The 22,472-nt window shown below is 73.9% G+C and carries 16 protein-coding genes and 3 pseudogenes; 12 read left to right on the top strand and 7 right to left on the bottom strand.

Annotated elements, in window-relative coordinates; all coding sequences use genetic code 11:
- Window positions 1–242: 242 nt before the first annotated feature.
- Complete coding sequence (locus tag AC0665_RS03165; RefSeq protein WP_468407242.1) at window positions 243–1,154, bottom strand: LysR family transcriptional regulator; 912 nt, start codon at window positions 1,152–1,154, stop codon at window positions 243–245.
- An 83-nt stretch (window positions 1,155–1,237) separates the two neighbouring features.
- Here AC0665_RS03165 and AC0665_RS03160 point away from each other — a divergent pair, with 83 nt between their 5' ends.
- Window positions 1,238–2,068 (top strand): oxidoreductase, encoded by an 831-nt coding sequence (locus AC0665_RS03160; RefSeq protein WP_478604763.1) that lies wholly within the window; start codon window positions 1,238–1,240, stop codon window positions 2,066–2,068.
- A gap of 9 nt (window positions 2,069–2,077) precedes the next feature.
- Here the strand turns inward: AC0665_RS03160 and AC0665_RS03155 are convergent.
- A pseudogene (locus AC0665_RS03155) lies at window positions 2,078–2,365 on the bottom strand (MarR family winged helix-turn-helix transcriptional regulator); the annotation flags it as partial.
- 3 nt (window positions 2,366–2,368) lie between these two features.
- On the opposite strand from AC0665_RS03155, the pseudogene AC0665_RS03150 reads away from it, so the two are divergent.
- The 7 genes and pseudogenes from AC0665_RS03150 to AC0665_RS03120 form a co-directional block, all read left to right on the top strand.
- Window positions 2,369–2,847, top strand: a pseudogene (locus AC0665_RS03150) (MMPL family transporter); the annotation flags it as partial.
- Window positions 2,848–2,960: 113 nt separating this feature from the next.
- Window positions 2,961–4,544 carry an SDR family oxidoreductase gene (locus tag AC0665_RS03145; protein WP_478704318.1) on the top strand — a complete coding sequence of 528 codons (1,584 nt, stop codon included), beginning with the start codon at window positions 2,961–2,963 and terminating at the stop codon, window positions 4,542–4,544.
- A 4-nt stretch (window positions 4,545–4,548) separates the two neighbouring features.
- A complete protein-coding gene (locus AC0665_RS03140; protein ID WP_478704317.1) occupies window positions 4,549–5,922 on the top strand; it encodes a cryptochrome/photolyase family protein in 1,374 nt (457 codons plus the stop codon).
- An 84-nt stretch (window positions 5,923–6,006) separates the two neighbouring features.
- The gene (locus AC0665_RS03135) at window positions 6,007–7,149 is read left to right on the top strand and encodes a polyprenyl synthetase family protein (RefSeq protein WP_478704316.1); all 1,143 of its coding nucleotides are present in this window, start codon (window positions 6,007–6,009) and stop codon (window positions 7,147–7,149) included.
- Entirely contained in the window at window positions 7,146–8,708 is a 1,563-nt protein-coding gene (crtI, locus tag AC0665_RS03130; RefSeq protein WP_468407231.1) for a phytoene desaturase family protein, read from the top strand. The genes AC0665_RS03135 and crtI overlap by 4 nt, the downstream gene beginning before the upstream one ends.
- A complete protein-coding gene (locus AC0665_RS03125; RefSeq protein WP_478507276.1) occupies window positions 8,695–9,678 on the top strand; it encodes a phytoene/squalene synthase family protein in 984 nt (327 codons plus the stop codon). Before crtI ends, AC0665_RS03125 begins: the two co-directional genes overlap by 14 nt.
- Window positions 9,671–10,675 carry a Rieske (2Fe-2S) protein gene (locus AC0665_RS03120; RefSeq protein WP_478704315.1) on the top strand — a complete coding sequence of 335 codons (1,005 nt, stop codon included), beginning with the start codon at window positions 9,671–9,673 and terminating at the stop codon, window positions 10,673–10,675. The genes AC0665_RS03125 and AC0665_RS03120 overlap by 8 nt, the downstream gene beginning before the upstream one ends.
- 51 nt (window positions 10,676–10,726) lie before the next feature.
- On the opposite strand, the gene AC0665_RS03115 is transcribed toward AC0665_RS03120, so the two are convergent.
- The 4 genes from AC0665_RS03115 to AC0665_RS03100 form a co-directional block, all read right to left on the bottom strand.
- Complete coding sequence (locus tag AC0665_RS03115) at window positions 10,727–12,325, bottom strand: FAD-dependent oxidoreductase (protein WP_478604778.1); 1,599 nt, start codon at window positions 12,323–12,325, stop codon at window positions 10,727–10,729.
- A gap of 8 nt (window positions 12,326–12,333) precedes the next feature.
- A complete protein-coding gene (locus tag AC0665_RS03110; protein ID WP_478704314.1) occupies window positions 12,334–13,065 on the bottom strand; it encodes a class I SAM-dependent methyltransferase in 732 nt (243 codons plus the stop codon).
- Window positions 13,062–14,303, bottom strand: a complete 1,242-nt coding sequence (locus tag AC0665_RS03105; RefSeq protein ID WP_478704313.1) for a lycopene cyclase family protein — start codon at window positions 14,301–14,303, stop codon at window positions 13,062–13,064. The genes AC0665_RS03110 and AC0665_RS03105 overlap by 4 nt, the downstream gene beginning before the upstream one ends.
- 159 nt (window positions 14,304–14,462) lie before the next feature.
- The gene (locus tag AC0665_RS03100; protein WP_478604784.1) at window positions 14,463–15,563 is read right to left on the bottom strand and encodes a MerR family transcriptional regulator; all 1,101 of its coding nucleotides are present in this window, start codon (window positions 15,561–15,563) and stop codon (window positions 14,463–14,465) included.
- Between the two features lie 162 nt (window positions 15,564–15,725).
- Between AC0665_RS03100 and AC0665_RS03095 the strand changes: the two are divergent.
- The 4 genes and pseudogenes from AC0665_RS03095 to AC0665_RS03080 form a co-directional block, all read left to right on the top strand.
- Window positions 15,726–16,328 (top strand): annotated as a pseudogene (locus AC0665_RS03095) (sigma-70 family RNA polymerase sigma factor); the annotation flags it as partial.
- A gap of 107 nt (window positions 16,329–16,435) precedes the next feature.
- Window positions 16,436–17,161: a DUF4397 domain-containing protein gene (locus tag AC0665_RS03090; RefSeq protein WP_478507281.1), complete on the top strand. Its 726-nt coding sequence runs from the start codon at window positions 16,436–16,438 to the stop codon at window positions 17,159–17,161.
- Between the two features lie 234 nt (window positions 17,162–17,395).
- Window positions 17,396–17,803 (top strand): hypothetical protein, encoded by a 408-nt coding sequence (locus AC0665_RS03085; RefSeq protein WP_478604786.1) that lies wholly within the window; start codon window positions 17,396–17,398, stop codon window positions 17,801–17,803.
- A gap of 297 nt (window positions 17,804–18,100) precedes the next feature.
- Window positions 18,101–19,807 carry an RICIN domain-containing protein gene (locus AC0665_RS03080; protein WP_478704312.1) on the top strand — a complete coding sequence of 569 codons (1,707 nt, stop codon included), beginning with the start codon at window positions 18,101–18,103 and terminating at the stop codon, window positions 19,805–19,807.
- Between the two features lie 98 nt (window positions 19,808–19,905).
- Here the strand turns inward: AC0665_RS03080 and AC0665_RS03075 are convergent, their stop codons facing one another.
- Window positions 19,906–22,305 (bottom strand): non-reducing end alpha-L-arabinofuranosidase family hydrolase, encoded by a 2,400-nt coding sequence (locus tag AC0665_RS03075; protein WP_478704426.1) that lies wholly within the window; start codon window positions 22,303–22,305, stop codon window positions 19,906–19,908.
- Between the last annotated feature and the right edge of the window lie 167 nt (window positions 22,306–22,472).

Below are 22,472 nucleotides of genomic sequence, written 5' to 3'. Positions count from 1 at the left end.
GCCAGAGAATCACTCGATGTGATGACATGGTGGCCCTGAGGGCTTTACGCAGGCACTTTCTCCCCGCTATGGCGGCCCTCACACCTGCGCTGCCGAGTTGCGCGTCCCCTCCTCCCCGGCGGCCGGCGGAGTCGTCGCCGGCCCGAGGGCCTTGCGCGCCGTGACGGTCACCGCTCCCCCGCGGGCGCCCTCCAATGTCCACGACCAGACGGGCGACGGGCGACGGGGCGGGGTCGCCGGGGTCACTCCCCGCCCGTCACCCGCCGGCAGGCCTCCGCGTACGCCCGCACCAGGGGCCGTCGCCCCTCGTCGCGGCGCCAGGCCAGGGCGTAGCGGCCGGGGGCGACGCCGTGGACCGGACGGGTCGTCACCCCGCCGAGGGTGAGCAGGGGGACGTTGCCCGCGGCCACGAGGCAGACGCCGAGGCCGGCGGTGAGGGCCTCGTAGGTCTCCTCCGTGCTCGCGATCTCGGCGCCGATGCGGGGCGGGCGGCCGCCGCGGGCGTCGAGGGCGAGCCAGAAGTCGCGCAGCGGGCCCGTGCTCTCGGGCAACGCGAGGAACGGCTCGTCGAGCAGGTCGGCGAAGTCGACCGCGGCGCGCCCGGCGAGGGGGTGCGTCTCCGGGAAGGCGACCATGAGCGGTTCCTCGGCGACGACCGTCCAGTCGTAGCGGTCCTGGCCCGGCAGCGGCAGCCAGACGAACGCGACGTCGGTGGTGCCGTCGGCCAAGCCCGCGCTCGGGTCCTCCCAGTTCACCTGCCGCAGACGCAGGGAAGCCTCCGGGTGCGCCGCCGTGAAGCGGGAGCGGATCGCGGGCAGCAGGCCGCCGCGGACGGGGCTGGTGCTCATGCCGACGACCAGCGCGGCGCGCCGCGCCGACCGGACGGCGTCGACCGCGGCCCCGGCCTCCTCCCACGCCTCCAGCAGCCCACGCGCGTGCGGCAGCAGCGCCGTACCGGTGTCGGTGAGGGCCACGCCGTGCCGGTCGCGCAGGAACAGCCCGGTGCCCAGCTGCCGCTCCAGCGCCCGGATCTGTTTGCTGAGCGCGGGCTGGGACACGTAGAGGCGCTCGGCGGCGCGGGTGAAGTGCAGTTCCTCGGCCACCGCGACGAAGTAACGCAGGTCCCGCAGGTGTACGTCCATGGTCATGCCCATCGGTTATCACCGAAAGTCTTGGACGCACAACACCCGTATACACAAGGGTGGTTGGTGTCAACGACACGAGACGGGGAGTTGTGATGAACAAGGTGTGGCTGATCACCGGCGCGAGCAGCGGGTTCGGGCGGGCGATCGCCGAGGCCGCCCTGGCGGCCGGCGACGTGGTGGTGGGCGCGGCCCGGCGCCCGGAGGCCCTGGACGACCTGGTCGCCGCCCATCCCGACCGGGTGGAGGCGCTGCGCCTGGACGTCGCCGACACCGGCGCCGCCGAGGCCGCCGTACGGGACGTCGTGGCGCGGCACGGGCGCATCGACGTCCTGGTGAACAACGCGGGCCGGACCCATGTGGGGGCGTTCGAAGAGACCACCGAGGAGGAGCTGCGGGCGCTGTTCGACGTGCACGTCTTCGGCCCGGCCGCCCTCACCCGGGCCGTGCTGCCGCACATGCGCGAGCGGCGCTCGGGCGCGATCGTGCAGATGAGCAGCATGGGCGGGCAGCTGTCCTTCGCGGGGTTCTCGGCCTACAGCGCGACGAAGTTCGCCCTGGAGGGCATGTCCGAGGGACTCGCGGACGAGGTCGCGGAGTTCGGCGTCAAGGTGCTGATCGTGGAGCCGGGGGCCTTCCGCACCGGGCTTTTCGAGGCCGGGCGGGCCGGGACGAGCGCGGACAGCGGGGTGTACGGGAAGGTGAGCCGGACCCGCGGCGCGGTCGCGGGCGGCGACGGCACACAGCCGGGCGACCCGGCCAAGGCGGCCGCTCTCATCCTGGCCGCACTGGACGCCGAGTCCACTCCTCTGCGCCTGCCCCTCGGCGACGACGGCGTCAGCGCGGTGCTCGGCCACCTCGACCAGGTCCGCGACGAGGTCCTGGCGTGGGAGAAGCGCAGCCGGGACACCGGGTTCGACCGGTAGGGGAAGGCATCAGCCGGAACCCCGGCGCAGGAGGAGGAGTTCGGCGTTCATCTCGGCGAGGAACCGCACCACCACGTCCAGCTCCTCGGGGCTGAAGCAGCCCCTGGCCGCTTCGGTGCTCCGGGCCAGGGGCCGGAAGTAGTCCCGGGCCGGACCCCAGGCCGCTTCGGCGTAGTGCAGGTGCACCACGCGCCGGTCCCCGGCATCGCGGACCCGGCGGATGTGCCCGGCCCGCTCCAGCCCGTCGAGGCACGCCGTCACCGCCCCGGAGGTGAGGTTGAGCTGCCGGCGCAGGCGGCGGTGCTGCTGGTCGCGACCGTGGGGCTCAACTTCCTGGCGACGCTGGGCGTGTCCGCGCTGGTCTTCCCGCACCTGCTCGGGTTCGGCGGCACGGACGCGTCGGTGCCGCTGTACGGCTTCGTGTTCCTGGTGGCACTGGGCGTCGACTACAACATCTTCCTGATGTCGAGGGTCCGGGAGGAGGCGCTCGCGCACGGCGACCGGCAGGGGGTGCTGCGCGGGCTGACCACCACCGGCGGTGTGATCACCTCGGCCGGTGTGGTGCTCGCGGCGACGTTCGCGGCGCTGATGGTGATCCCCCTGGCGTTCCTGGTGCAGATCGCGTTCATCGTCGCCTTCGGGGTGCTGCTCGACACGCTCGTGTGCGCTCGCTGCTGGTCCCCGCGCTGATGATCGACATCGGGCGGCGGGCGTGGTGGTCGAGCGCCCTGGCCCGCCGGGCCCCGCGACGGACCGACGGCGGCACGCTCTCCGGCTGAACCCGTCGCAGCCGCCCGTGCCGTGCATCCGCCGGAGGCGCCGGGCCGGAAGTGTTCGCGTCGCGGCCGTGATCCGGCGGCACGGCGACGGCACCGGAGACGGAGGCACGACCATGACGACGGACGGGCGGCGGTTGCACTGCCTGGTCACCGGGGCGTCCGGCTACATCGGCGGACGCCTGGTGCCGGAGCTGCTGCAGGAGGGCCACCGCGTCCGCTGTCTCGCCCGCTCGCCCGGCAAACTCCGCGACCACCCCTGGGCGGCGCACGCCGAGACCGTCCAGGGGGACGTCACCGACGCGGAGTCGGTCGCCCGCGCGATGCGCGGTGTCGACGTCGCCTACTACCTGGTGCACGCCCTCGGATCCGGCTCCCGGTTCGAGGACACCGACCGCGCCGCGGCCCGGATCTTCGCCGAACAGGCCCGGGCCGCAGGGGTGCGGCGGATCGTCTACCTCGGCGGGCTCACCCCGCGCGGCGTCCCCGAGGGGGCGCTGTCCCCACATCTGCGCTCCCGGGCCGAGGTGGGAGAGATCTTCCTCGCCTCCCCCGTCCCCGCCACCGTGCTGCGCGCCGCCGTGGTCATCGGCTCGGGCTCGGCGTCGTTCGAGATGCTGCGCTACCTCACCGAACGCCTGCCCGTCATGGTCACCCCGAGCTGGGTGCACACCCGCACCCAGCCCATCGGCGTGCGGGACGTGCTGCGCTACCTCGTCGGGTCGGCGACCATGCCGGACGACGTCGACCGGGCCTTCGACATCGGCGGGCCGGACGTCCTCACCTACCGGGACATGATGCTGCGCTACGCCGCCGTGGCCGGGCTGCCGAGGCGGTTCATCCTGCCGGTCCCGGTCCTCACCCCGGGGCTGTCCAGCCACTGGGTCGGCCTGGTCACCCCGGTGCCCGCCTCCCTCGCCCGGCCGCTGACCGAGTCGCTGCGGCACGAGGTGGTCTGCCACGAACACGACATCGCCCGCTACGTACCGGACGCCCCGGGCCGGCCGCTGCCCTTCGACGAGGCTCTCGCCCTGGCGCTGCGCCGGGTGCGGGAGGCGCAGGTCGCCACGCGCTGGTCGTCGGCCTCGGTGCCCGGGGCGCCCAGCGATCCGCTGCCCACGGACCCGGACTGGGCGGGCGGCAGCCTCTACCAGGACGAGCGGCAGCGGCCGGTCAGGGCGTCCCGGGCGGCCCTGTGGCGGGTGATCGAGGGCATCGGCGGCGACAACGGCTGGTACTCCTCCTCCCTGGCCTGGGCGATCCGGGGCGGGCTCGACCGGTTCGCGGGCGGGGTCGGGCTGCGCCGCGGACGGCGGGACACCGAGCGGCTGCGGGTCGGCGACTCGCTGGACTTCTGGCGGGTCGAGGAGATCGAGCCGGGTCGTCTGCTGCGGCTGCGCGCCGAGATGCGGCTGCCCGGGCTGGCCTGGCTGGAGATGTACGCCGAGACCGACTCCGAGGGCCGCACCCGCTACCGGCAGCGGGCCCTGTTCCATCCGCGCGGCCTGCTGGGCCACGCCTACTGGTGGAGTGTCGCCCCCTTCCACTCCGTCGTCTTCGGCGGCATGGCGCGCAACATCGCCCGGGCGGCCGCGTCCGGCGCCGGCGCAGGCCCGGGGCGCCCGGGCATCCGGCGCCACCGCGCGCGCCGAAGTGTCCGGCAGCACCACCCGGATTCCGCACCACCGCACCAGGAGTGACGCCATGACCGCCGCGGTCGTCCTGTTCACCTCGGACCTGCGCCTGCACGACCACCCGCCCCTGCACGCGGCGCTGCGAGCGGCGGACGAGGTGGTGCCCCTGTTCGTCCGCGACCCGGCCGTCCACGCCGCCGGTTTCGACGCGCCCAACCGCGCCGCCTTCCTCGCCGACTGCCTGGCCGACCTGGACGCGGCGCTGCGCCGGCGCGGCGGACGGCTGGTCGTGCGCAGCGGCCCGGTCGCCCGGGAGGTCCGCGCGGTCGCCGCCGCCTGCGGCGCCACGGAGGTGCATCTGGCAGCGGGCGTGACCGGCTTCGCCCACCGCCGTGAGGAGCGGCTGCGCGAGGAGCTCGGCGCCGAGGGGATCGCACTGCGGGTGCACGACAGCGTGGTCACCGCCGTCGCGCCGGGGGCCGTGGCACCGCTCGGCTCCGACCACTTCGCCGTGTTCACCCCCTACATGCGCCGCTGGTCCAAGGAACGGCTGCGCGACCCCCTGCCCGCGCCGCGCGCGGTGCGCGTCCCGGACGCGGTGCGCGGCGAGGAGCCGCCGTCCCGGGCGGGCATGACCGGCCTGTCACCGCGCCTCCCGGACGGCGGGGAGACGACGGGCCGGGACCGGTTCGCCCGGTGGGCGGACACCGGCATGCCCCGGTACGAGGAGCGGCACGACGACCTGGCCGGTGACGCGACCTCGCGCCTGTCGCCCTACCTCCACTTCGGGGCGCTCTCGCCGGTGGAGGTCATACGGCGGGCCCGGGAGAAGGGCGGCGCCGGGGCGGAGGCGTTCGTCCGTCAGCTGTGCTGGCGCGACTTCCACCACCAGGTCCTCGCGGCCCGGCCCGAGACGTCCGTCCGGGACTACCGCGGCCGGGGCGACCGGTGGCGCGGCGAGGAGGAGGCCGCCGGGGACATCGCCGCGTGGCGGGAGGGCCGCACCGGCTACCCGGTGGTCGACGCGGGCATGCGCCAGCTGCGCCACGAGGGCTGGATGCACAACCGGGCCCGGCTGCTGGTGGCGAGCTTCCTGACCAAGACGCTGTACGTGGACTGGCGGATCGGCGCCCGGCACTTCCTGCGGTTCCTGGTGGACGGCGACCTCGTCAACAACCAGCTGAACTGGCAGTGGGTCGCCGGCACCGGCACCGACACCCGCCCCCACCGCGTCCTCAACCCGGTGCTCCAGGGCAGGCGCTACGACCCGGACGGCACCTACGTACGCCGTTGGGTGCCCGAACTGGCGGATGTCGGCGGCGCTGCGGTGCACGAACCGTGGCGGCTGCCCGCCGGCGAGCGGGCCCGGCTGCGCTACCCCGCGCCGCTCCTCGACCTCGGCGAGGGCCTGGCCCGTTTCCGGCAGGCCCGCAGCCGCGGCTGACAGCCCGGCGGCACGCGCATCCGAAACACCGCTCCCCGTGGAAGCACTGATGTGCGGATGACCGGAAGCGAGAAGGGGTTGCGCATGCTTGGACCGCGTCCGACGCCGGCCGGACCGGCGGAGACGAACCGTGCCCCGCTCACCGCTCCCGGGGCCACGCGCGCCGTGGAGCACGTCCTGGAGCGGGTGCTGGACACGCGACTGCGGCAGGCCCGTGAGATCGACGCCGTGTTCGCCCACGACATGGCCGAGCGTCTCGCCGCGTTCGTCCGGCGGGGCGGCAAGCGGCTGCGTACGGCGTTCGTGTGGTGCGGCTGGCGGGCCGCGGGCGGCACCGGCGACACCGGCGCGGTCCTGCGCACGGGGGCGGCCCTCGAACTGCTCCAGGCCTGCGCCCTCGTCCACGACGACGTGATGGACGGTTCCCCACTGCGCCGGGGCGCGCCGGCGATGCACGTGGACCTGGCCCGCCAGGCCGGGGCGGGCCGGGCGGCCGTGTCCGCCGAGGCGTTCGGGACGTCGGCCGCCGTGCTCGCGGGCGACCTGGCGCTGGCGTGGGCGGACGACCTGCTGACGGAGACGGCGCTGGCCGCACCGCACGGCTCACGGCTGTACGCCGAATGGCGGGCCATGCGCACCGAGATGGTCGCCGGGCAGTACCGCGACCTGCGCGCGCAGGCGACCGGCTCGTCCGGTGCCGAGGAGGCCCAGACCATCGCCGTGCTGAAGAGCGCCCGGTACACCGTCGCCCGGCCCCTGGCCCTGGGCGCGTCCCTGGCCGGTGCGGACGCACCCGTCCTGGGCGCGCTGCGGGCGGCGGGCCGGTGCGCGGGGCTGGCGTTCCAGCTGCGCGACGACCTCCTCGGGGCCTTCGGCGACCCGGCGGTGACCGGCAAACCGGCCGACGACGATCTGCGCTCCCGCAAGCTCACGCCGCTCCTCGCGGCCGCCGTCCGGCTCGCCGAGGCCACCGGCGACCGGGACGCCGCCGCCCTGCTCGCCCCGGGCGCGCACACACGGCCGGAGCACACCGTCGAGCGGATGCGGGCGGCGCTGGAGCGCACGGGTGCCCGGGCCGAGATCGAGGCGAGGATCTCCGGCCTGGCGGCAGCCGGTCTGCGGCACTTCGAGGCGACCGGCGCCGCACCGGCCGTACGGCGGGAGTTCGCCGCCCTGGTCGAGCGGGCCTCGGGCATCACCCCGCGGCCCGCGGAGGAGCTCGTATGAGGACGGTGACGGGTCCGACGGACCATGTCGTGGTGGTGGGCGCCGGCCTGTCCGGCCTGGCCTGCGCCCTGCACCTGCTGGGCGCGGGCCGCCGGGTCACGCTCGTCGAACGGGACGCCGGGCCGGGCGGCCGGGCCGGGCGCGTACGGCTGGGCGGCTATCTGGTGGACACCGGGCCGACCGTGCTGACGATGCCTCACCTGGCCGACGAGGCGTTCGCGGCCGTCGGCGAGAGCCTCGCACGGCACGTCGAACTGGTGCCCCTGCACCCCGCCTACCGGGCGGGCTTCGCGGACGGCACGTCGCTCGACGTGCACACCGACGGCGACGCCATGGAGGCGGAGGTGCGGCGCTTCGCCGGACCGGTGGAGGCGGCGGGCTACCGCAGGCTGCGCCAGTGGCTGGAGCGGCTGTACCGGGCACAGATGCGCCGGTTCATCGACACCAACTTCGACTCGCCTCTCCAGCTGGCGCACCCCGACCTGGCCCGGCTGGCGGCCCTCGGCGGCTTCGGGCGTCTGGACGGCCGCATCGCCGGCTTCCTCTCCGACGCCCGTCTGCGCCGCGTCTTCTCCTTCCAGGCCCTGTACGCCGGGGTGGCACCGGCCCGCGCCCTCGCGGCCTACGCGGTGATCGCCTACATGGACACCGTGGCCGGTGTCTGGTTCCCGAAGGGCGGCATGCACGCGCTGCCCCGGGCGATGGCGGACGTGGCGGCCGGGGCCGGGGCCGACCTGCGCTGGTCGGCCGAGGTGGACGCGCTGGAACGCTCCGCGGGCCGGGTACGGGCGGTCCGCCTCGCCTCGGGTGAGCGCATCCCGTGCGACGCGGTGGTGCTTTCCTGCGAACTGACCGCCGCACACCGGCTGCTGGGCCGGGCACCCCGGCGCCCGGTCCGGCTGCGGCACTCGCCGTCCGCGGTGGTCCTGCACGCCGGGACCGACCGCACCTGGCCCCACCTCGCCCACCACACGCTGTCTTTCGGCGCCGCGTGGGAGGGCACCTTCGACGAACTGACCCGCTCGGGGACGCTGATGAGCGACCCGTCGCTGCTGATCACCCGGCCGACCACGCACGACACCTCCCTGGCACCGCCGGGCCGCCACCTCCACTACGTCCTGGCGCCCTGCCCCAACACCGACGTCGGACCCTCCGCCGCCGCCTGGCGGGACCTGGGCCCGCGCTACCGGGACCGTCTGGTCGCCGAGCTGGAACGCCGCGGCCTCGACGGCTTCGCGGCCGGCGTGGAGGAGGAACTGCTGGTCACCCCGCTCGACTGGACGGCCCAGGGGCACGCCGCGGGCAGTCCCTTCTCCGTCTCCCACACCTTCGCCCAGACCGGGCCCTTCCGGCCGCGCAACCTCGTACGCGACCTGGACAACGTGGTGCTCGCGGGCTGCGGGACCACGCCCGGCGTCGGCGTCCCGACCGTGCTCATCAGCGGCAAACTCGCCGCCGCCCGCGTCACCGGGGGCCGCACCCGGGCGACCGGGGCGATCCGGCGCCCGCACCACCGCCCGTCCGCCCCGACCGGAGCAGGTGCCCATGACCCGTCGTGAACTGGACGCGGCCGGGATCACCGACCCCGGCCTGCGCACCGCCTACGGCCGGTGCCGGCAGCTCAACGCCCGGCACGGCCGGACCTACTTCCTGGCCACGCGCCTGCTGCCGCTGGAACGCCGTACGGCGGTGCACGCGCTGTACGGCTTCGCCCGCTGGGCCGACGACATCGTCGACGACCTGGACCGGCGGCTGACCCCCGACGAGCGGGACCTGCTGCTGAAGCGGCTGGAGGGCGACCTCGCGCACGCCCTGCGCAGCGGCGGCGGGACCGAGCCGGTGGTCCGGGCCGTGGCGGACACCGCCGAGCGCTACGGCATCGAGGTGGACCTGTTCGCCGACTTCCTCGCCTCGATGCGCGCCGACCTGACCGTCACCGACTACCCGACCTACGCCGATCTGCGGGCCTACATGCACGGCTCGGCCGCGGTGATCGGCCTTCAGATGCTGCCCGTGCTGGGCACGGTCGTCCCGCGCGAGGAGGCGGCACCGCACGCGGCGGCCCTCGGGGTGGCGTTCCAGCTGACCAACTTCCTGCGGGACGTGGGCGAGGACCTGGACCGCGGCCGTGTCTACCTGCCGGCCGACCTGCTCGCCGCGCACGGCGTGGACCGGGCACTGTTGCTCTGGAGCCGGCGGACCGGCCGCCGCGACCCGCGCATCCGGGCGGCGCTGGCCGCGGCCGAGGCCATGACCCGGGACGTGTACCGGACGGCACGGCCGGGCATCGCGATGCTCGACCCGAGGGTGCGCCCCTGCATCGGCGCCGCCTTCACCCTGTACGGCGGCATCCTCGACGCGATCGCGCGGCACGACTACACGGTGCTGCACCACCGCGCCGTGGTGCCCCGCCGGCGGCGGGCGGCCACCGCCGCGGCGGGTGTCCTGAAGGTGGCCGCCGCACGGTGGCGTGCGGGGCGCGCGGCGGATCGCGCCGCACTGGAACGGAGAGGACCGGGCCGTGGCTGACCGAGCGGACAAGGCACGTTGGACATCACCGCTGCGGCGGCGCCGCGGCCCGGGCTGGGCGGAGCAGACGCCGACCTGGCGCGCGGCCCGGCCGACGCTGATCGCGGACGCCCTCAAACGGGCCTGCGCACGGCCCGGTGGCAACTGGTTCGTGGTGGGCGCCTCCCGGGACGTGCGCCCCGGCCGCCCCTACGGCAGGACCGTCGGCGGCGCGGAGGTGGTGCTGTGGCGCTCGCGGTCGGGTGACCTGCGGGCCGGGCCCGGTGTCTGCCCGCACCTCGGGGCACCGCTGCGGGACAGCCGGGTGGTGTGCGGCACCTTGATGTGTCACTGGCACGGACTGGCCCTGGACGGCTCCCCGTTCGCCGGCTGGCTGCCGTACCCCGCCCATGACGACGGGGTGCTGGTGTGGGTGCGGCTGGACGCGGCCGGAGGTGAGGAGCCGACGGAGCGGCCGGTGGTTCCGGCCCGTCCGGCCGCGGGAGCCGGGGTGGACGCCGTGTTCACGGCGGCCGGGCGGTGCGAGCCGCAGGACGTGGTGGCCAACCGCCTCGACCCGTGGCACGGGTCCTGGTTCCACCCGTACTCCTTCGTCGACCTGACGGTCGTGAGGGAGCCGCGGGGCGACGAGGACGACGCCTTCGTGGTCGACGTCTCCTTCCGGGTGGCGGGCCGTCTGGTGGTGCCCGTGCGGGCCGAGTTCACCGCGCCGGAGCCACGCACCGTCGTCATGCGCATCACCGACGGCGAGGGAGCCACGTCCGTGGTGGAGACCCATGCCACGCCGCTGACCGCGCCGGACGCGCGGCAGCCGCGGACGGCCGTGATCGAGGCGGTCGTCGCCGCCTCGGACCGGCCCGGCTTCGCCCTGGCCCGGGCCGCGGCCCCGTTGCTGCGCCCGTTGATGCGGAGCACGGCCGGGCGCCTGTGGCGCGACGACCTGGCCTACGCCGAGCGGCGCTGGGAGTTGCGCAGCACGGGGCGCTTTCCCGGGTGATGTGCTTGGCCGGGCGGACCGGCCGGGGTGGCCCCTCCGGCCGACCTGGCGTCACCGGTGTGGTGGGCGGGCCGCGAGCGCGCCCAGTGCCCGCAGCACCCGGGAGCGGCCCGCACGCGGCACCGTCCACAGCACCTGGCCCCGGACACCCCACCCGGCGAGCAGGGCGTTGGACGCCAGGAAGCCGGTGGTGGCGGCGCGTTCCATCAGGGCCACGGGCAGGTCGCAGCGCAGCCCGTCACCGGCCAGCACGAGCCACGGGTGGGGGGTCTCCACGGTGGGGCGCCGATGGTGGGTGCCGACCGGGAACAGCGGGCAGTCGGAGCGCCACTCGTGCCGGGCGTCGACGACCCGCGCCTGACGGGTCTCCGGGTAGATCCGCCGCAACTGCCCGAGCAGCGCGTCCCGCACGCCCTGGGGGTCCGCGCCCGGGCCGACGGCGTAGGCGTGCAGTTCCACGACGGAACCGGCGTTCTTCGCGGCCCAGCGGGCGGCCTCGCCCTCGTAGCGTTCCAGGACGCTGATGTTGTCCAGGCCGTCGTAGCCGCTGGTGCCGAGGAAGCCGGGGCGGTCGGCGCGCACCGGCCGGTCCAGCCAGAGCCGTGAGACGAGGAACGGCGGGGCGGTGCGCAGGGCGGCGATGTCCTCGCGCCAGGCAGCGGTGCCCAGGCCGGGCGAGGCGGCCACCACCCGGCGCAGCCCCGCGGTGTCCAGGGCGAGCACCACGGCGTCGTACCGGCCGGTGCCGGTGCCGGTGCGCACCTCGGCCCCGTCGTGACCGGCGGGTTCCACGGCGAGGACGGGCGTGCCGGTGCGGACGGTCGTGCCGAGGCGCTGGAGGTAGTCGGCGAGCGGTTCCCACAGGGCCTGCGGGAAGGGCTCGTCGGGCACGTCGAAGAGCAGCCCCTCCGAGGAGCCGAGGAAGTAGATGTGGAACATCAGCATCAGCTCGGCGGCGGAGAGTTCGCGCGGATCGGCGAAGAAGCTGCGCGAGAACACCTCGAAGGCCAGGTGGTGCGCGGCCTCGGGGAAGCGGACGCGTTCCAGGAAGTCGGTCGCGCTGACGTGGTCGAAGCGTGTGTACACGTCGGGCACGCGCACGTCCATCAGCGGCAGCGCCGCCCGGGCGTCCAGGGCGGCCAGGTCGCGCGGGCCGAAGGTGGGGCTGAGGGCGACGAACCCGAGGGCGCTGAGGGGCGGGGTGCGCGGGACGCGGGCGAAGCCGTCGGTCAGCCCGCCGCTGTGCCGCAGGGGGTAGTCGGGCAGGGGGGTGAGGCGGGCGAGGGCGGGGTCGGTGCGCCGCAGCAGGCCGCGCAGGTTGTAGTACTGCCGGAAGAAGGCGTGGAAGCCCCGGCTCATGGTGACGTCCGAGCCGTCCGCCAGCCGGGTGGGGTGGCCGGCGAGGCGGCCGCCCAGGGACTCCTCCCGTTCGTAGAGGGTCACCCGGGCGCCGCGTTCGGCCAGTCCGGTGGCCGCGGCGAGTCCGGCGATGCCGCCGCCGACGACGGCGACGGACGGTGCGTCCCCGGGCGCGAACCCGTCCCGCCCGGGCGCCGGCATCAGGACCTCGGCCTTGCGGTCCCGGCCCCGCCGGGCGGCCGGGCGGGTGCGCGCCCGGCGGCTCTCGGGTGTGCTCTCCAAGGGACTCATCGGAGGACTCATCGAGTGGCCTCCCCGGCCGCGGCTGACCCGTTGCGGGCGACGAAGGTGTGCGTGATGCCGGTCTGCCACCCGGCGAGGGGCAGGGCCCGTGCGCCCGTGAACCCGGCCCTCGTCAGCCGCCCGGTGAAACCGGAGGCCGTGTCGAAGGCGAGGACACTGCGCCACAGGTGGTGGTACAGGGCCCGGTCGCCGGTGAGCGTCCCGGCCGGGATGATCACCCCCTGGCACACGGCCGTCCACAGGGCGCGGTGCGCGGGCGAGCCGCCGAGGCTGTACTCGTGGACGGCGAGCCGCCCGCCCGGCCGCAGCAGTTCGCGCACCGTGCGGAGGACGCCGTCCGGGTCCGAGACGTTGCGGAACAGGTAGGCGGCGAAGACCGCGTCGAACGGGCCTTCGCCGGCCGTCGGCAGTTCCTCGGCACTCAGGTGCAGGAAGCGCACCCCGTCGGGCCACGGCTTGGCGAGCGCCCGCCGCAGCATGCCCGCGGAGGCGTCCACGGCGGTGATCCGGGCCCGGGGCGCGGCCCGCAGCAGGGCCCGGGTGGAGGCGCCGGTGCCGCAACCGAGATCGAGCAGGCGCAGACCGGCCCCTTCCGCCGGGAGGCCCAGCCGGCGGGCCGAGCGCAGCAGGTCGGTGCGGTAGCCGGGATTGAGGCCTGTGAGGCGGTCGTAGGTGCCGGACGCGTGGTCGAAGGCGTGGGCCAGATCGTGGTCGCGCAGCAGGGTCATCGAGGGCTCTCTCCGGTTCTGGTTCCTGGGGTTGGGTGGGTGCGGCGGGGCAGGAAGGGCACTTCGCACGCGGTGCGCAGCATCGGGCCCACGGGGGTGCGCAGTCCGATGCCCCACTCCTCCCGGACGGAGGTGGCGCCGTCGAGGAAGCGCAGCAGGCGTTGCGGGGGCGTACGCCGGAACAGGCCGGTGAAGAACGCGGGGCCGTCGATCCGCCCGGTGTCCAGGGCCCGCAGCAGCACCGCGTCCATGGCGAGCGCCCGCCGCCCGTGCGGCCGGGGCACGGCGGCGCGGCCGTCGCGCAGGGCGTCGGCGATGGCACGGCTGTGCCGCTGCACGGCCGCGAAGGTGTAGCCGGTGGCGGGCCGGGTGGCACCGCCCGCCGTCCCGATGCGGAACACGGCCGCCCCGCTCCGCCGGGGGAAGCGGGCGTCGGTCATGGGGATGACGCCCTGTTCGGCCGTCTCCACGGTGAACTCGCCCAGGCGCAGCACGTCCCGGGCGTAGTGGCCGAGCGCCGCCTCGTAAGCCGTGGTGGTCAGGGGGGTGCGGGAGAACTCGGTGTACTCGACGAGGGCCCGGTCCGGGGCCAGTGGGAGGACATACCCGAAGGCGAGTCCGTGCCGGGGCTGGGGCACCCGGAAGTCCATGAGGTCGGCGACCGCCGGGTCGAACCGGCCGGTGCGGGTGCGCACGAACCAGCCGCGGAAGTGCTGGAGCAGCTGCGTCCGGGCCGGGGGCAGGGCGGGCAGGGGCCGCGAGTCGAAGACGTACCGGGCACGCAGGGTCAGCGTCCGGCCGCCGGGTGCCGTGCAGCGGACCTCCGCGCCCGCGGGACCGTCCCGCACGCTGTCGGCCGTCGCCCGCAGCAGCCGCCCGCCGGGGGAACGCGCCAGCCGGCCGTGCACCAGACGTTCGAACGCCGTGGAGCGGATCATGCGGTAGCGCGAAGGGGCCGGGTCGAGGGTGTGCGGGCTGCCGTCGGGGCCGTGCACCCGCAGCAGCGGCCAGGTCGCGGTGACTGCGGCGTCGAGGTCGCCGCCGTCCCGGTCCCAGTAGCACCAGGTCCGCTCCGGGGGCCGCGTGGGACCGTCCGGTGGTTCCACCACGGTCACGGTGACGGCGCCGGTCTCGACCAGCCGGTGCGCGAGGCTGAGGCCGGCCGCGCCGCCCCCGATCACCACCACGTCCGACGTTTCGGCGGGCCCCCGGCTCACCGGGTCCGCCGCGCCGCTCATCTCCACACCACGCTCCCGGCCGCCCGGTCGACTGTGTTCCGCTCGCTCACCGCTTCGGGCGGGCGGCCGCTTTCGGATGCAGTCGGCCGGAATCAGGGCCTGTCGCGGCAGAGGTGCGTGCCACGCTCCGCGACGCCGGCATGATCCAAACGGCGGGCCCTAGCGCGACAGGACCGACTCCAGCAGGGAGACGGCCTCGGCCAGGCCCGTGGGACGCGGCAGGCCGGTGACGGAACGGCCGGCCCAGCCGGGCCCCATCGTCAGCACGACCGGCTTGCGGCGGGCACCCCGTACGCCCCACTCCATCGCGGCCACGTGCTGGGCCAGCGGCCGGCTGGCGGTCGTGCGGGACTGCGCCCACAGCCCCACCGCCGCGGGGCCCGTCCTGCGTACGGCCGTGACCAGGGACTCCACGGGCAGGGCACCGCCGAACATCCGCACCGGCAGCCCCCGTTCGGCGAGCGCGGCGGCCAGCACCTCCATGGGCAGGGTGTGGTTCTCGCCCGGCACACAGGCGAGCACGACGGTCGCGCCCGGGTGGTCGGCGGCCGCGGGCGGTGCGGCGCGCCGCAGCGCGCCGGAGACGTGCCAGGACAGGAAGTGCTCGACCTCGACGTACTTCTCGCCCGAGCTCTCCCATGAGCGGCCGACGGCCTGGAGGGTCGGCATGATCACCTCGGTCCAGGCGGCGACCAGCCCGTGCTCGGTGATCGCGGCCTGGAGCAGGTCGTCCAGCGCGGCGGCGTCCAGGCGCAGGGCGGCGCGGGCGATGCCCTTGCACTCCTGGCGCGCGTCACCGAGGCGCAGACCGCTGCCCGCCCGGCTGCGGGCCCGGGTCGAGGCGGGGGGCCGGGGCGGCGCGCCGGAGCTCGGGCCGCCGGGGGACGCCTCCGCGGGCGTCTGCGGCAGGGGCGCCGGGGAGGTCCGCGGGCGGGCCGCCGAGGGCGCGTCGGCGGTCGGACCGTCCGGGGCCGCCTGCTGCGTCGCTTCGCCGAGTACCGTGCGCGCCGCCTCGGCGGGCGGTATCCCGGTCGCCGTCAGTGCGCACATCCGCTCCAGCCGGGCCACGTCCGCGGGGGTCCACCGCCGGTGCCGGCCGCCGGTGTGCCCGTCGGGTCCGAGGCCGTAGCGGCGGTCCCACGTCCGGACCGTGGTGGGCGCCACCCCCAGCCGTCTGGCCACCTCCCCGGTGGTCAGGCCGCCGCCGGCCGGCGGGACCCGGGGCCCGCGGTCCTCGGTGTCCCGTTCGTGTACACCCATGCCTCCGACTGTACGACGCACAAACGACGCATGTTGAGTCGCGTCGTTTGTGCACCGAACACTGGCGTGGAGCCCGTGGTCGCGGCTCGGCACAGCGCGACAGGTGCGGCTCGGCAGACGGCCTTCCGTCCCCGCACGACCCACTGCAGGAGGAACCAGGCCATGATCACCGACACACGACTCACCACCCCGGCCGCGCACGCGCCCGCGGAGGAAACGCGGTACGAGGAGGAGCTGGCCCGTGGCCTCGCCGCCGCCGACGAGGAGGCGTTCGCCGCGATCTACCGGCGCTGGGGCTCGCTCGTCCACACCATGGCCACCCGACTGCTCGGCGACACCTACGAGGCGGAGGACGTGACCCAGCAGGTCTTCCTCGGCGCCTGGCACGGCCGGGCCGGGTTCCGCCCCGAACGCGGTCCGCTCGGCGCCTGGCTGGTCGGCATCACCCGCCGGAAGATCGTCGACGCGCTGGCGGCCCGGACGCGGCGGCTGACGCTCATCGACTCGGCCGGCAGCGCCGCGGACACCGCGGGGCCCGACGAGACGGCGCCCGACCACGTCCTGGACCGGGTCCTGCTCCTCGACGCCCTCGCCCGGCTGCCGCGTCATCAGCGGGAGGTGCTGTGCATGGCGTTCTACGAGGACCTCACCCAGGCGCAGATCGCCGAACGGACCGGCATGCCCCTGGGCACGGTCAAGAGCCACGCCCGCCGCGGCCTGCACCGGCTGCGGACGGTCATCGAGCAGCCCCCGGTCTCCGACACGGACCCCTCGCAGGTGCCGCAGTGCACGCATCCACTGCGGTCCCCGCACCAGAAAAAGGACCGAGACTCCGCACCCGACGGAGAGCCCTTCCAAGGGCTGTCGAAGGGATGATTCCCATGATCTCCTCCACCCGCATCTCCTCCACCCGCCTCACCCTCGCCGCCTCGGCCGGTGCCTGCGCCCTGGCCCTCGGCGTCTGCGCTCCCGCCCTGGCCGGCCAGCAGGACAAGGCCGTGGTGTCCGTCTTCCACGGCATCCCCGGCATGACCGTGGACGTGTACGCCAACGGCGACGAACTGATCGGCGACTTCAAGCCCGGCACGGTGAGCGACCCCCGCTCCCTCACCGCCGGCACGTACGACATCCAGATCTTCGAAGCCGGCAAGGGTCCCGGTGGAACTCCGGCACTGGAGAAGAAGATCGAGGTGCCCGAGGGCGCGAACGCCACGGTCGCCGCCCACCTCTCCGCCGACGGTGAACCGGAGTTGACGACCTTCACGAACGACGTCTCCCAGGTGGACGCCGGCAAGGCCCGGCTGACGGTCCGTCATGTAGCGGCAGCACCCGCCGTCGACGTCCGGGCGGGTGGCCAACCGGTCTTCAGCAATCTCACCAACCCGAAGGAGGACACCGCCGAGGTCGACGCCGGCTCCCTCAACACCGATGTGGTGCTCGCCGGTACGGACACCGTGGCCATCGGACCGGCCGACCTGAAACTCTCGGCGAACACCGGCAACGTCGTCTACGCCTGGGGCAGTGCCGAGGACAAGAACCTGGCCCTGGCGACCCAGACGTTCAGCGGCATGACGTCCTCGCCCCGTGGCGTTGGCTGAGGGCGGGCGACGGCCGACCGGACCGATCACGGCGGCTGCCGCTCCGGCAGCCGCCCTCGGTTGCCCGGACCGGCCGTCGCACCCGGCCGCACCCGTGAGCCCGGCAGGCGTCGCAGATCAGGGGAACATGGCCGACCCCGACGACCCTTCCGTGTCCGGCCGCTCCCGCGTCACCGCGAGGAAGGACGGCCTGCCCCACCTCGTCCTCGCGACGGAACCGTTCGGGAGGGCGCAGTGGCCCACGTAGAGCCCGCGCACCTGGTGGAACTGGCGCTGCGCAACGCGGCCCCGACCGACGCGGACGCCGAGGCCCTGCGTCACCTCGAACGGTGCCACCGCTGCCGCGACGACCTGCGGATGCTGACCCGCGTGGTCACGGCGGCCCGCGCCGCGCACCTGGTGGACCTCCCGACGGCACCCCCCGAACGCGTCTGGCAGCGCATCACCCGCGACCTCACCCAGAAGCCGGACCCGCCCCGACCACCCCCAGCCCTTCCGGACCATGCGAAGCGGGCACTGCTCCTGGCCGCCCTGGCCCTCACCGCGTCGACGGGCATCGCCGCCCTCCGCCGGTCCCGGCAGGAGCGCTCACGCCGGCGGCGGGAGCACGCGAACCAAGCGGTCCGTGATCGGCGGAAGTGAGCTTCAGGGTGACCGTCCGGCCCGCAGAGAAAAGTTCTGTGGATCTTCGCGGCAACCTCTTCGGCCTCTCTGGCCACTCAGTGTTGTCCGGCCACGTGGTCCGGTCAGATGCAACAGCTGAAAGAGAGCACAGGCATGTCCCTGGAACGAGAGCACAGACATGTCCCCGGTCCGCCCACGTCACCGGTGGCGTCCCGCGGCGGCAGCCACCGCGCCGACGGCGGTACGCGCGGTGGTCGTCCGAAGCATCGTGGTAGTCGGTTGCTCGCGCGTCGGGGCCTATGGGGTGGTCTCGCCATGGTGATCGTGGCCGGCTCGGCTGTCGTGGTCAGCCAGGCTTCGGCGGAGCAGAAGCAGAAGACCCTCGACCTGAAGAAGTGGTACGTACTGGTCAACCGCAACAGCGGCAAGGTGCTGGACGACCGCGGCTCCGCCAAGAACGACGGCGCGGCGGTGGTGCAGTGGGCGCGCCACGGCGGGGCCAACCAGCAGTGGCGGTTCATCGACGCGGGTGACGGGTACTACCGGCTGAAGAACCGGACCTCCGGCAAGGTGCTGGACGACCTCGGCTGGTCGAAGACCGCCGGCTCAGCCATCGTGCAGTGGAAAGACCTCAACGGCACCAACCAGCAGTTCGAACTGGCCAAGTCGTCGAACGGCTACGTGCGTTTGGTCAATCGCTTCAGTGGCATGGCTGTCGGTGTCAGCAACGCCGCCAAGGCCGACGGGGGCGGTGTCGTCCAGAACCGCGACCGGGGCCGCGCCGATCAGCAGTGGCAACTCGTCCCGGTCGGGAGCGTCGGCGGCGCCGGTACGCCCACCGCGCCGGGCAGCGGCGTTCCCGCAAGCCCGACTCCGAGCGATACACGACCGTCGCCTTCGTCTTCGTCTTCGCCTTCGTCGCCCGCGGGTGGTGGCGGCATCTCGACGAAGCGGTTCATGGGCAGCGACAAGGTGATCATCGGCGGCTCGATGTCCGACGCCTCGGCGACCGCCGCGCCGTTCGACGCGCGCTACGCCTATGTGCACAGCCGGCCCGCGCCCTCGTCGGACTACTACACCGCAGCGCGCTGCAAGGACGCGTGGTCGAGCTGGTGGGGCTGCTGGAACGGCAGCACCACGGCGCCCGGCACGTACGTGACCTGGCGGGACGACGTGGCGGCCAAGGCGACGTACAAGGGCAGCCCGCGTCCGCAGAAGATGCTCTGGACCTGGTACTCGTTGCGCGACCTCGGGGATGCGGCAGGCGAGGGCGACGGTCCGGGCGAGGTCAAGGCCATCAACCGGCTCGACCTGCTCACCCGGTACCTGAACGACTACCGTTTCTTCCTCCAGAAGATCGGCACGTCGCACGACGCGATCGACCTCGAGCCCGACTTCTGGGGCTACGTCCGCTCGCTCGGCGATCCGCGCCAGGTTCCCGCACAGGTCTCGGGCGCGAATCCGAAGGACTGCGGGTCGCAGGAGAACAGCGCCACCGGACTCGCCCAGTGCCTGATCTCGATGGCGCACAAGTACGCGCCGAACACCGCCGTGGGGCTGCACCTTTCCTGCTTCGACTGGGAGACCAACACACAGGCGTGCGTCAAGGACTACGCGAACCTCGGGGCGAAGAACGCCGACTTCCTGGTCAGGGATGTGTCGGACCGCGACGCGGGCTGGTACGCACAGCCGGCCCACGGCGGCCGTGACACTTTCTGGACCGACCAGAAGGCCGCCGCCGCGCTGAAGTTCTACAAGACGATGGCCGAGTCCTTCGGCAAGCCGGTGGTCCTGTGGCAGATCCCCGTGGGCAACATGGCGCAGAACAACACCCGCAACCACTACAAGGACGACAAGGTCGACTGGTTGTTCGCCCACATGGACCAGGTCGCGGACGCCCACATCGCCGGCCTGTTCTTCGGTCCGGGGCAGGACGAACAGACCACGGTCGAGTCGGACGGCAAAAACCTGATCAACAAGACGATCGCCTATCACCACTCGGGCGGTGCAGCGCTCAAGTAGCGGTGAGCAGATGAAAGACAGAGAAAGGCGCCCCCATCTCTTCGATGGGGGCGCCTTTCGTCAACTTCGTCGGGCTGGGGACTTCTCCGTCAGGCGGGTCAGCGCTTCAGGGTGAGGATGCCGGGGCGGTACGGCAGGTTGTCGTAGGAGGTGTTCGGCGGGGTGTCGGGGGACTTGCCCTGGTAGAGGAACTGCAGGTTGCAGGGGTCGATGGTCATGGTCTGGTCGGGGTTGGTGCGGACCAGGTCACCGTGGCTGATGTCGTTGGTCCAGGTGGCACCACTGTTGGCCTTGCCCGCGAAGGGGTTGGACTCGGTGGCGGCCTGCGGGGTCCACGGACCGTTCAGGCTGGAGGCGGTGAAGGAGCGGAAGTAGCGCCGCTCGCTCGCCCCGCGAGCCTCGACGATCATGAGGTACTGGTTCCGGCCCTGGACCTTGTAGACCTGCGGCGCCTCGAAGAGGTTCTTCTCCGTGTCGCTCATGACGGTCGTGTACGACGAGCCGAAGCTGCCGGGGAAGTTGCCGATCGGCATGGTCGACTTGTAGATCTTGCCGTTGTCACCGGCGAAGAACAGGTGGATGTTCTTGTCGTCGGCGATCAGGGTCTGGTCGATCGGGCCGGTGGGGGACTCGGTGCGGGGGATGCTGCCGGTGAACAGCGGCTGCGGCGCGGACCAGCCGCCCGGGTCGGTGGGGTCGCTGGAGGTACGGTAGCTGAAGGGCCACGGACCCCACTGGTAGGCCAGCACCCAGATCTTCTTGGGCGCGAAGTAGAACAGCGTGGGCGCCACCGCCTTCTGGTTCATGCCGGTCTGGCGGGCCGACGCCATGTCCGACCAGTTCGTGAAGGGGCCGAACGCCATCGAGCCGTAGGCCGATCCCGAGTAGTTCGACCCGTAGACCAGGTGCTTGCCGTTGTGGGTCGCGGTGGTGAAGTCCTTCAGAGAGGCCCACCCGTTCGCCGGCTGAGCCAGCGCACCCGTCGAGGTCCACCGGTACGTCGACGGAAGAGCACACGTGTCGCTTCTCGGCGCCGCGGTCGGCTGGAAGGTCCAGCGTTGGTTGGCGCCGCCGCCGTTGGTGTCCCAGATCTGGACGGGAGTGCCGTTGGCGGTCCGACCGCCGGGGATCTCCAGCGCCCGCCCGCTGGCGACGTTGGTCAGCGTGTAGGAGCCGTCGCTGTTGCGGCGGGCCTTCCAGCGCTGGTGGGCGCCGCCGTTGGCGTCCCAGACCGTCGTCCTCGTCCCGTTGGCCGTCCGGTTGGCCGGTTCGTCCAGCACCCGGCCGCTGGCGATGTTGGTCAGGGTGTAGGAGCCGTCGCTGTTGCGGCCCGCCCGCCACTGCTGGTTGGAGGCGCCGCTGGCGTCCCACACCTGGAGCGGGGTGCCGTTGGCGTTGTGTCCCGCGGGCTGGTCGAGAACGCGTCCGGCGGCGGCGTTGGCGAGCGTGTAGACGGTGCCGGAGGTGATGCCCCCGGCCTGCGTGCTGCTGCCGCCGCTGCCGCTGCCGCCCAGGGCGGTGCGCACCGCGTCGTAGGCGGGCTTCCTGTTGCCGCCCGCGTCGAACAGCAGGGCGTTCTCACCGGTGCGCCAGGAGTCGCTGTCGCGGATGCCCCACACCGTGATGCCCGTGCAGCGAGCGACGTTCATGCACGACTGGACGGCCTTGGTGTAGGCGGTCGGCGACGCCTGGGCGATGTCGAGCTCGGTGATCTGCACGTCCACGCCGAGCGCGGCGAAGTTGGACAGGGTGGTCTGGAAGCTCGCCGGCGGGCCGCTGGATGCGAAATGGCTCTGGAAACCCACGCAGTCGATGGGCACACCGCGGGACTTGAAGTCCTTGACCATCCTGTAGACGCCCTGGGTCTTGGCGTCGGACCAGTTCTCGATGTTGTAGTCGTTGTAGCAGAGCTTGGCGGCGGGGTCGGCGGCCCGGGCGGTGCGGAAGGCTTCCTCGATGAAGCCGTTGCCCAGCACGTCCTGGAACACGGAGCTGCGGTGCCGGCCGCTGCCGCCGTCGGCGAAGGCCTCGTTGACCACGTCCCAGGCGTAGATCTTGCCCTTGTAGTGGGTCATCACGTTGGTGATGTGGTTCTTCATCACCGTGCGCAGGGTGCCGGCGTCGGTGATGGACTTGACCCAGCCGGGCAGTTGGGAGTGCCACACCAGGGTGTGGCCGCGCAGGCGCTGGCCGTGCGCGGAAGCGTGGTCGACGATCCGGTCGGCGGGCCCGAAGGTGAACGACCCGCGGGAGGGTTCGGTGGCGTCCCACTTCATCTCGTTCTCCGGGGTGATCATCTTGAATTCCCGGTCGAGCAGGGCGGAGTACGTGGAGTCGCCGAGCTTGCCCGCGGCCACTGCCGTGCCGAAGTAACGGCCGCTGCCGGCCGCCGCGTCGGCGGCCGTGGCCGGTGCGGCGGCCTCCGGCGTGCGAGCGGCCAGGGCGACCAGTGGTACGGCGGCGCCTGCGGCGGCGAGGACCACGGCGGCGGCGATCACGCGGCGGGTCGCCGGGCGGCGGCGATGAGAGCGGTTCTGATCTGACAACGGGATGTCCTTCTGGCACGGCGGGCTTTGTTCCAGCCCCGGTGCCTGTCAGTTGCCGCCCTGCACACAAAGGTTGCCGCGATCAAGGGAAGCGGCCCCGCGAGGTCCGGCCGCAGCAC

Source organism: Streptomyces sp. NPDC043685, from assembly GCF_056436585.1.
The sequence above is the reverse complement of the archived record's forward strand: the minus strand, read 5'-3'. Positions and strand labels throughout refer to the sequence as shown.

Excerpts from the sequence above, each read along its gene's own strand:
- AC0665_RS03135 (WP_478704316.1), top strand. The coding sequence starts at position 6,007 with ATGCTTGGACCGCGTCCGACGCCGGCCGGACCGGCGGAGACGAACCGT.
- crtI (WP_468407231.1), top strand. The coding sequence starts at position 7,146 with ATGAGGACGGTGACGGGTCCGACGGACCATGTCGTGGTGGTGGGCGCC.
- AC0665_RS03145 (WP_478704318.1), top strand. The coding sequence starts at position 2,961 with ATGACGACGGACGGGCGGCGGTTGCACTGCCTGGTCACCGGGGCGTCC.
- AC0665_RS03160 (WP_478604763.1), top strand. The coding sequence starts at position 1,238 with ATGAACAAGGTGTGGCTGATCACCGGCGCGAGCAGCGGGTTCGGGCGG.
- AC0665_RS03090 (WP_478507281.1), top strand. The coding sequence starts at position 16,436 with ATGATTCCCATGATCTCCTCCACCCGCATCTCCTCCACCCGCCTCACC.
- AC0665_RS03125 (WP_478507276.1), top strand. The coding sequence starts at position 8,695 with ATGACCCGTCGTGAACTGGACGCGGCCGGGATCACCGACCCCGGCCTG.
- AC0665_RS03165 (WP_468407242.1), bottom strand. The coding sequence starts at position 1,154 with ATGGGCATGACCATGGACGTACACCTGCGGGACCTGCGTTACTTCGTC.
- AC0665_RS03100 (WP_478604784.1), bottom strand. The coding sequence starts at position 15,563 with ATGGGTGTACACGAACGGGACACCGAGGACCGCGGGCCCCGGGTCCCG.
- AC0665_RS03080 (WP_478704312.1), top strand. The coding sequence starts at position 18,101 with ATGGTGATCGTGGCCGGCTCGGCTGTCGTGGTCAGCCAGGCTTCGGCG.
- AC0665_RS03140 (WP_478704317.1), top strand. The coding sequence starts at position 4,549 with ATGACCGCCGCGGTCGTCCTGTTCACCTCGGACCTGCGCCTGCACGAC.
- AC0665_RS03115 (WP_478604778.1), bottom strand. The coding sequence starts at position 12,325 with ATGAGTCCCTTGGAGAGCACACCCGAGAGCCGCCGGGCGCGCACCCGC.
- AC0665_RS03110 (WP_478704314.1), bottom strand. The coding sequence starts at position 13,065 with ATGACCCTGCTGCGCGACCACGATCTGGCCCACGCCTTCGACCACGCG.
- AC0665_RS03105 (WP_478704313.1), bottom strand. The coding sequence starts at position 14,303 with ATGAGCGGCGCGGCGGACCCGGTGAGCCGGGGGCCCGCCGAAACGTCG.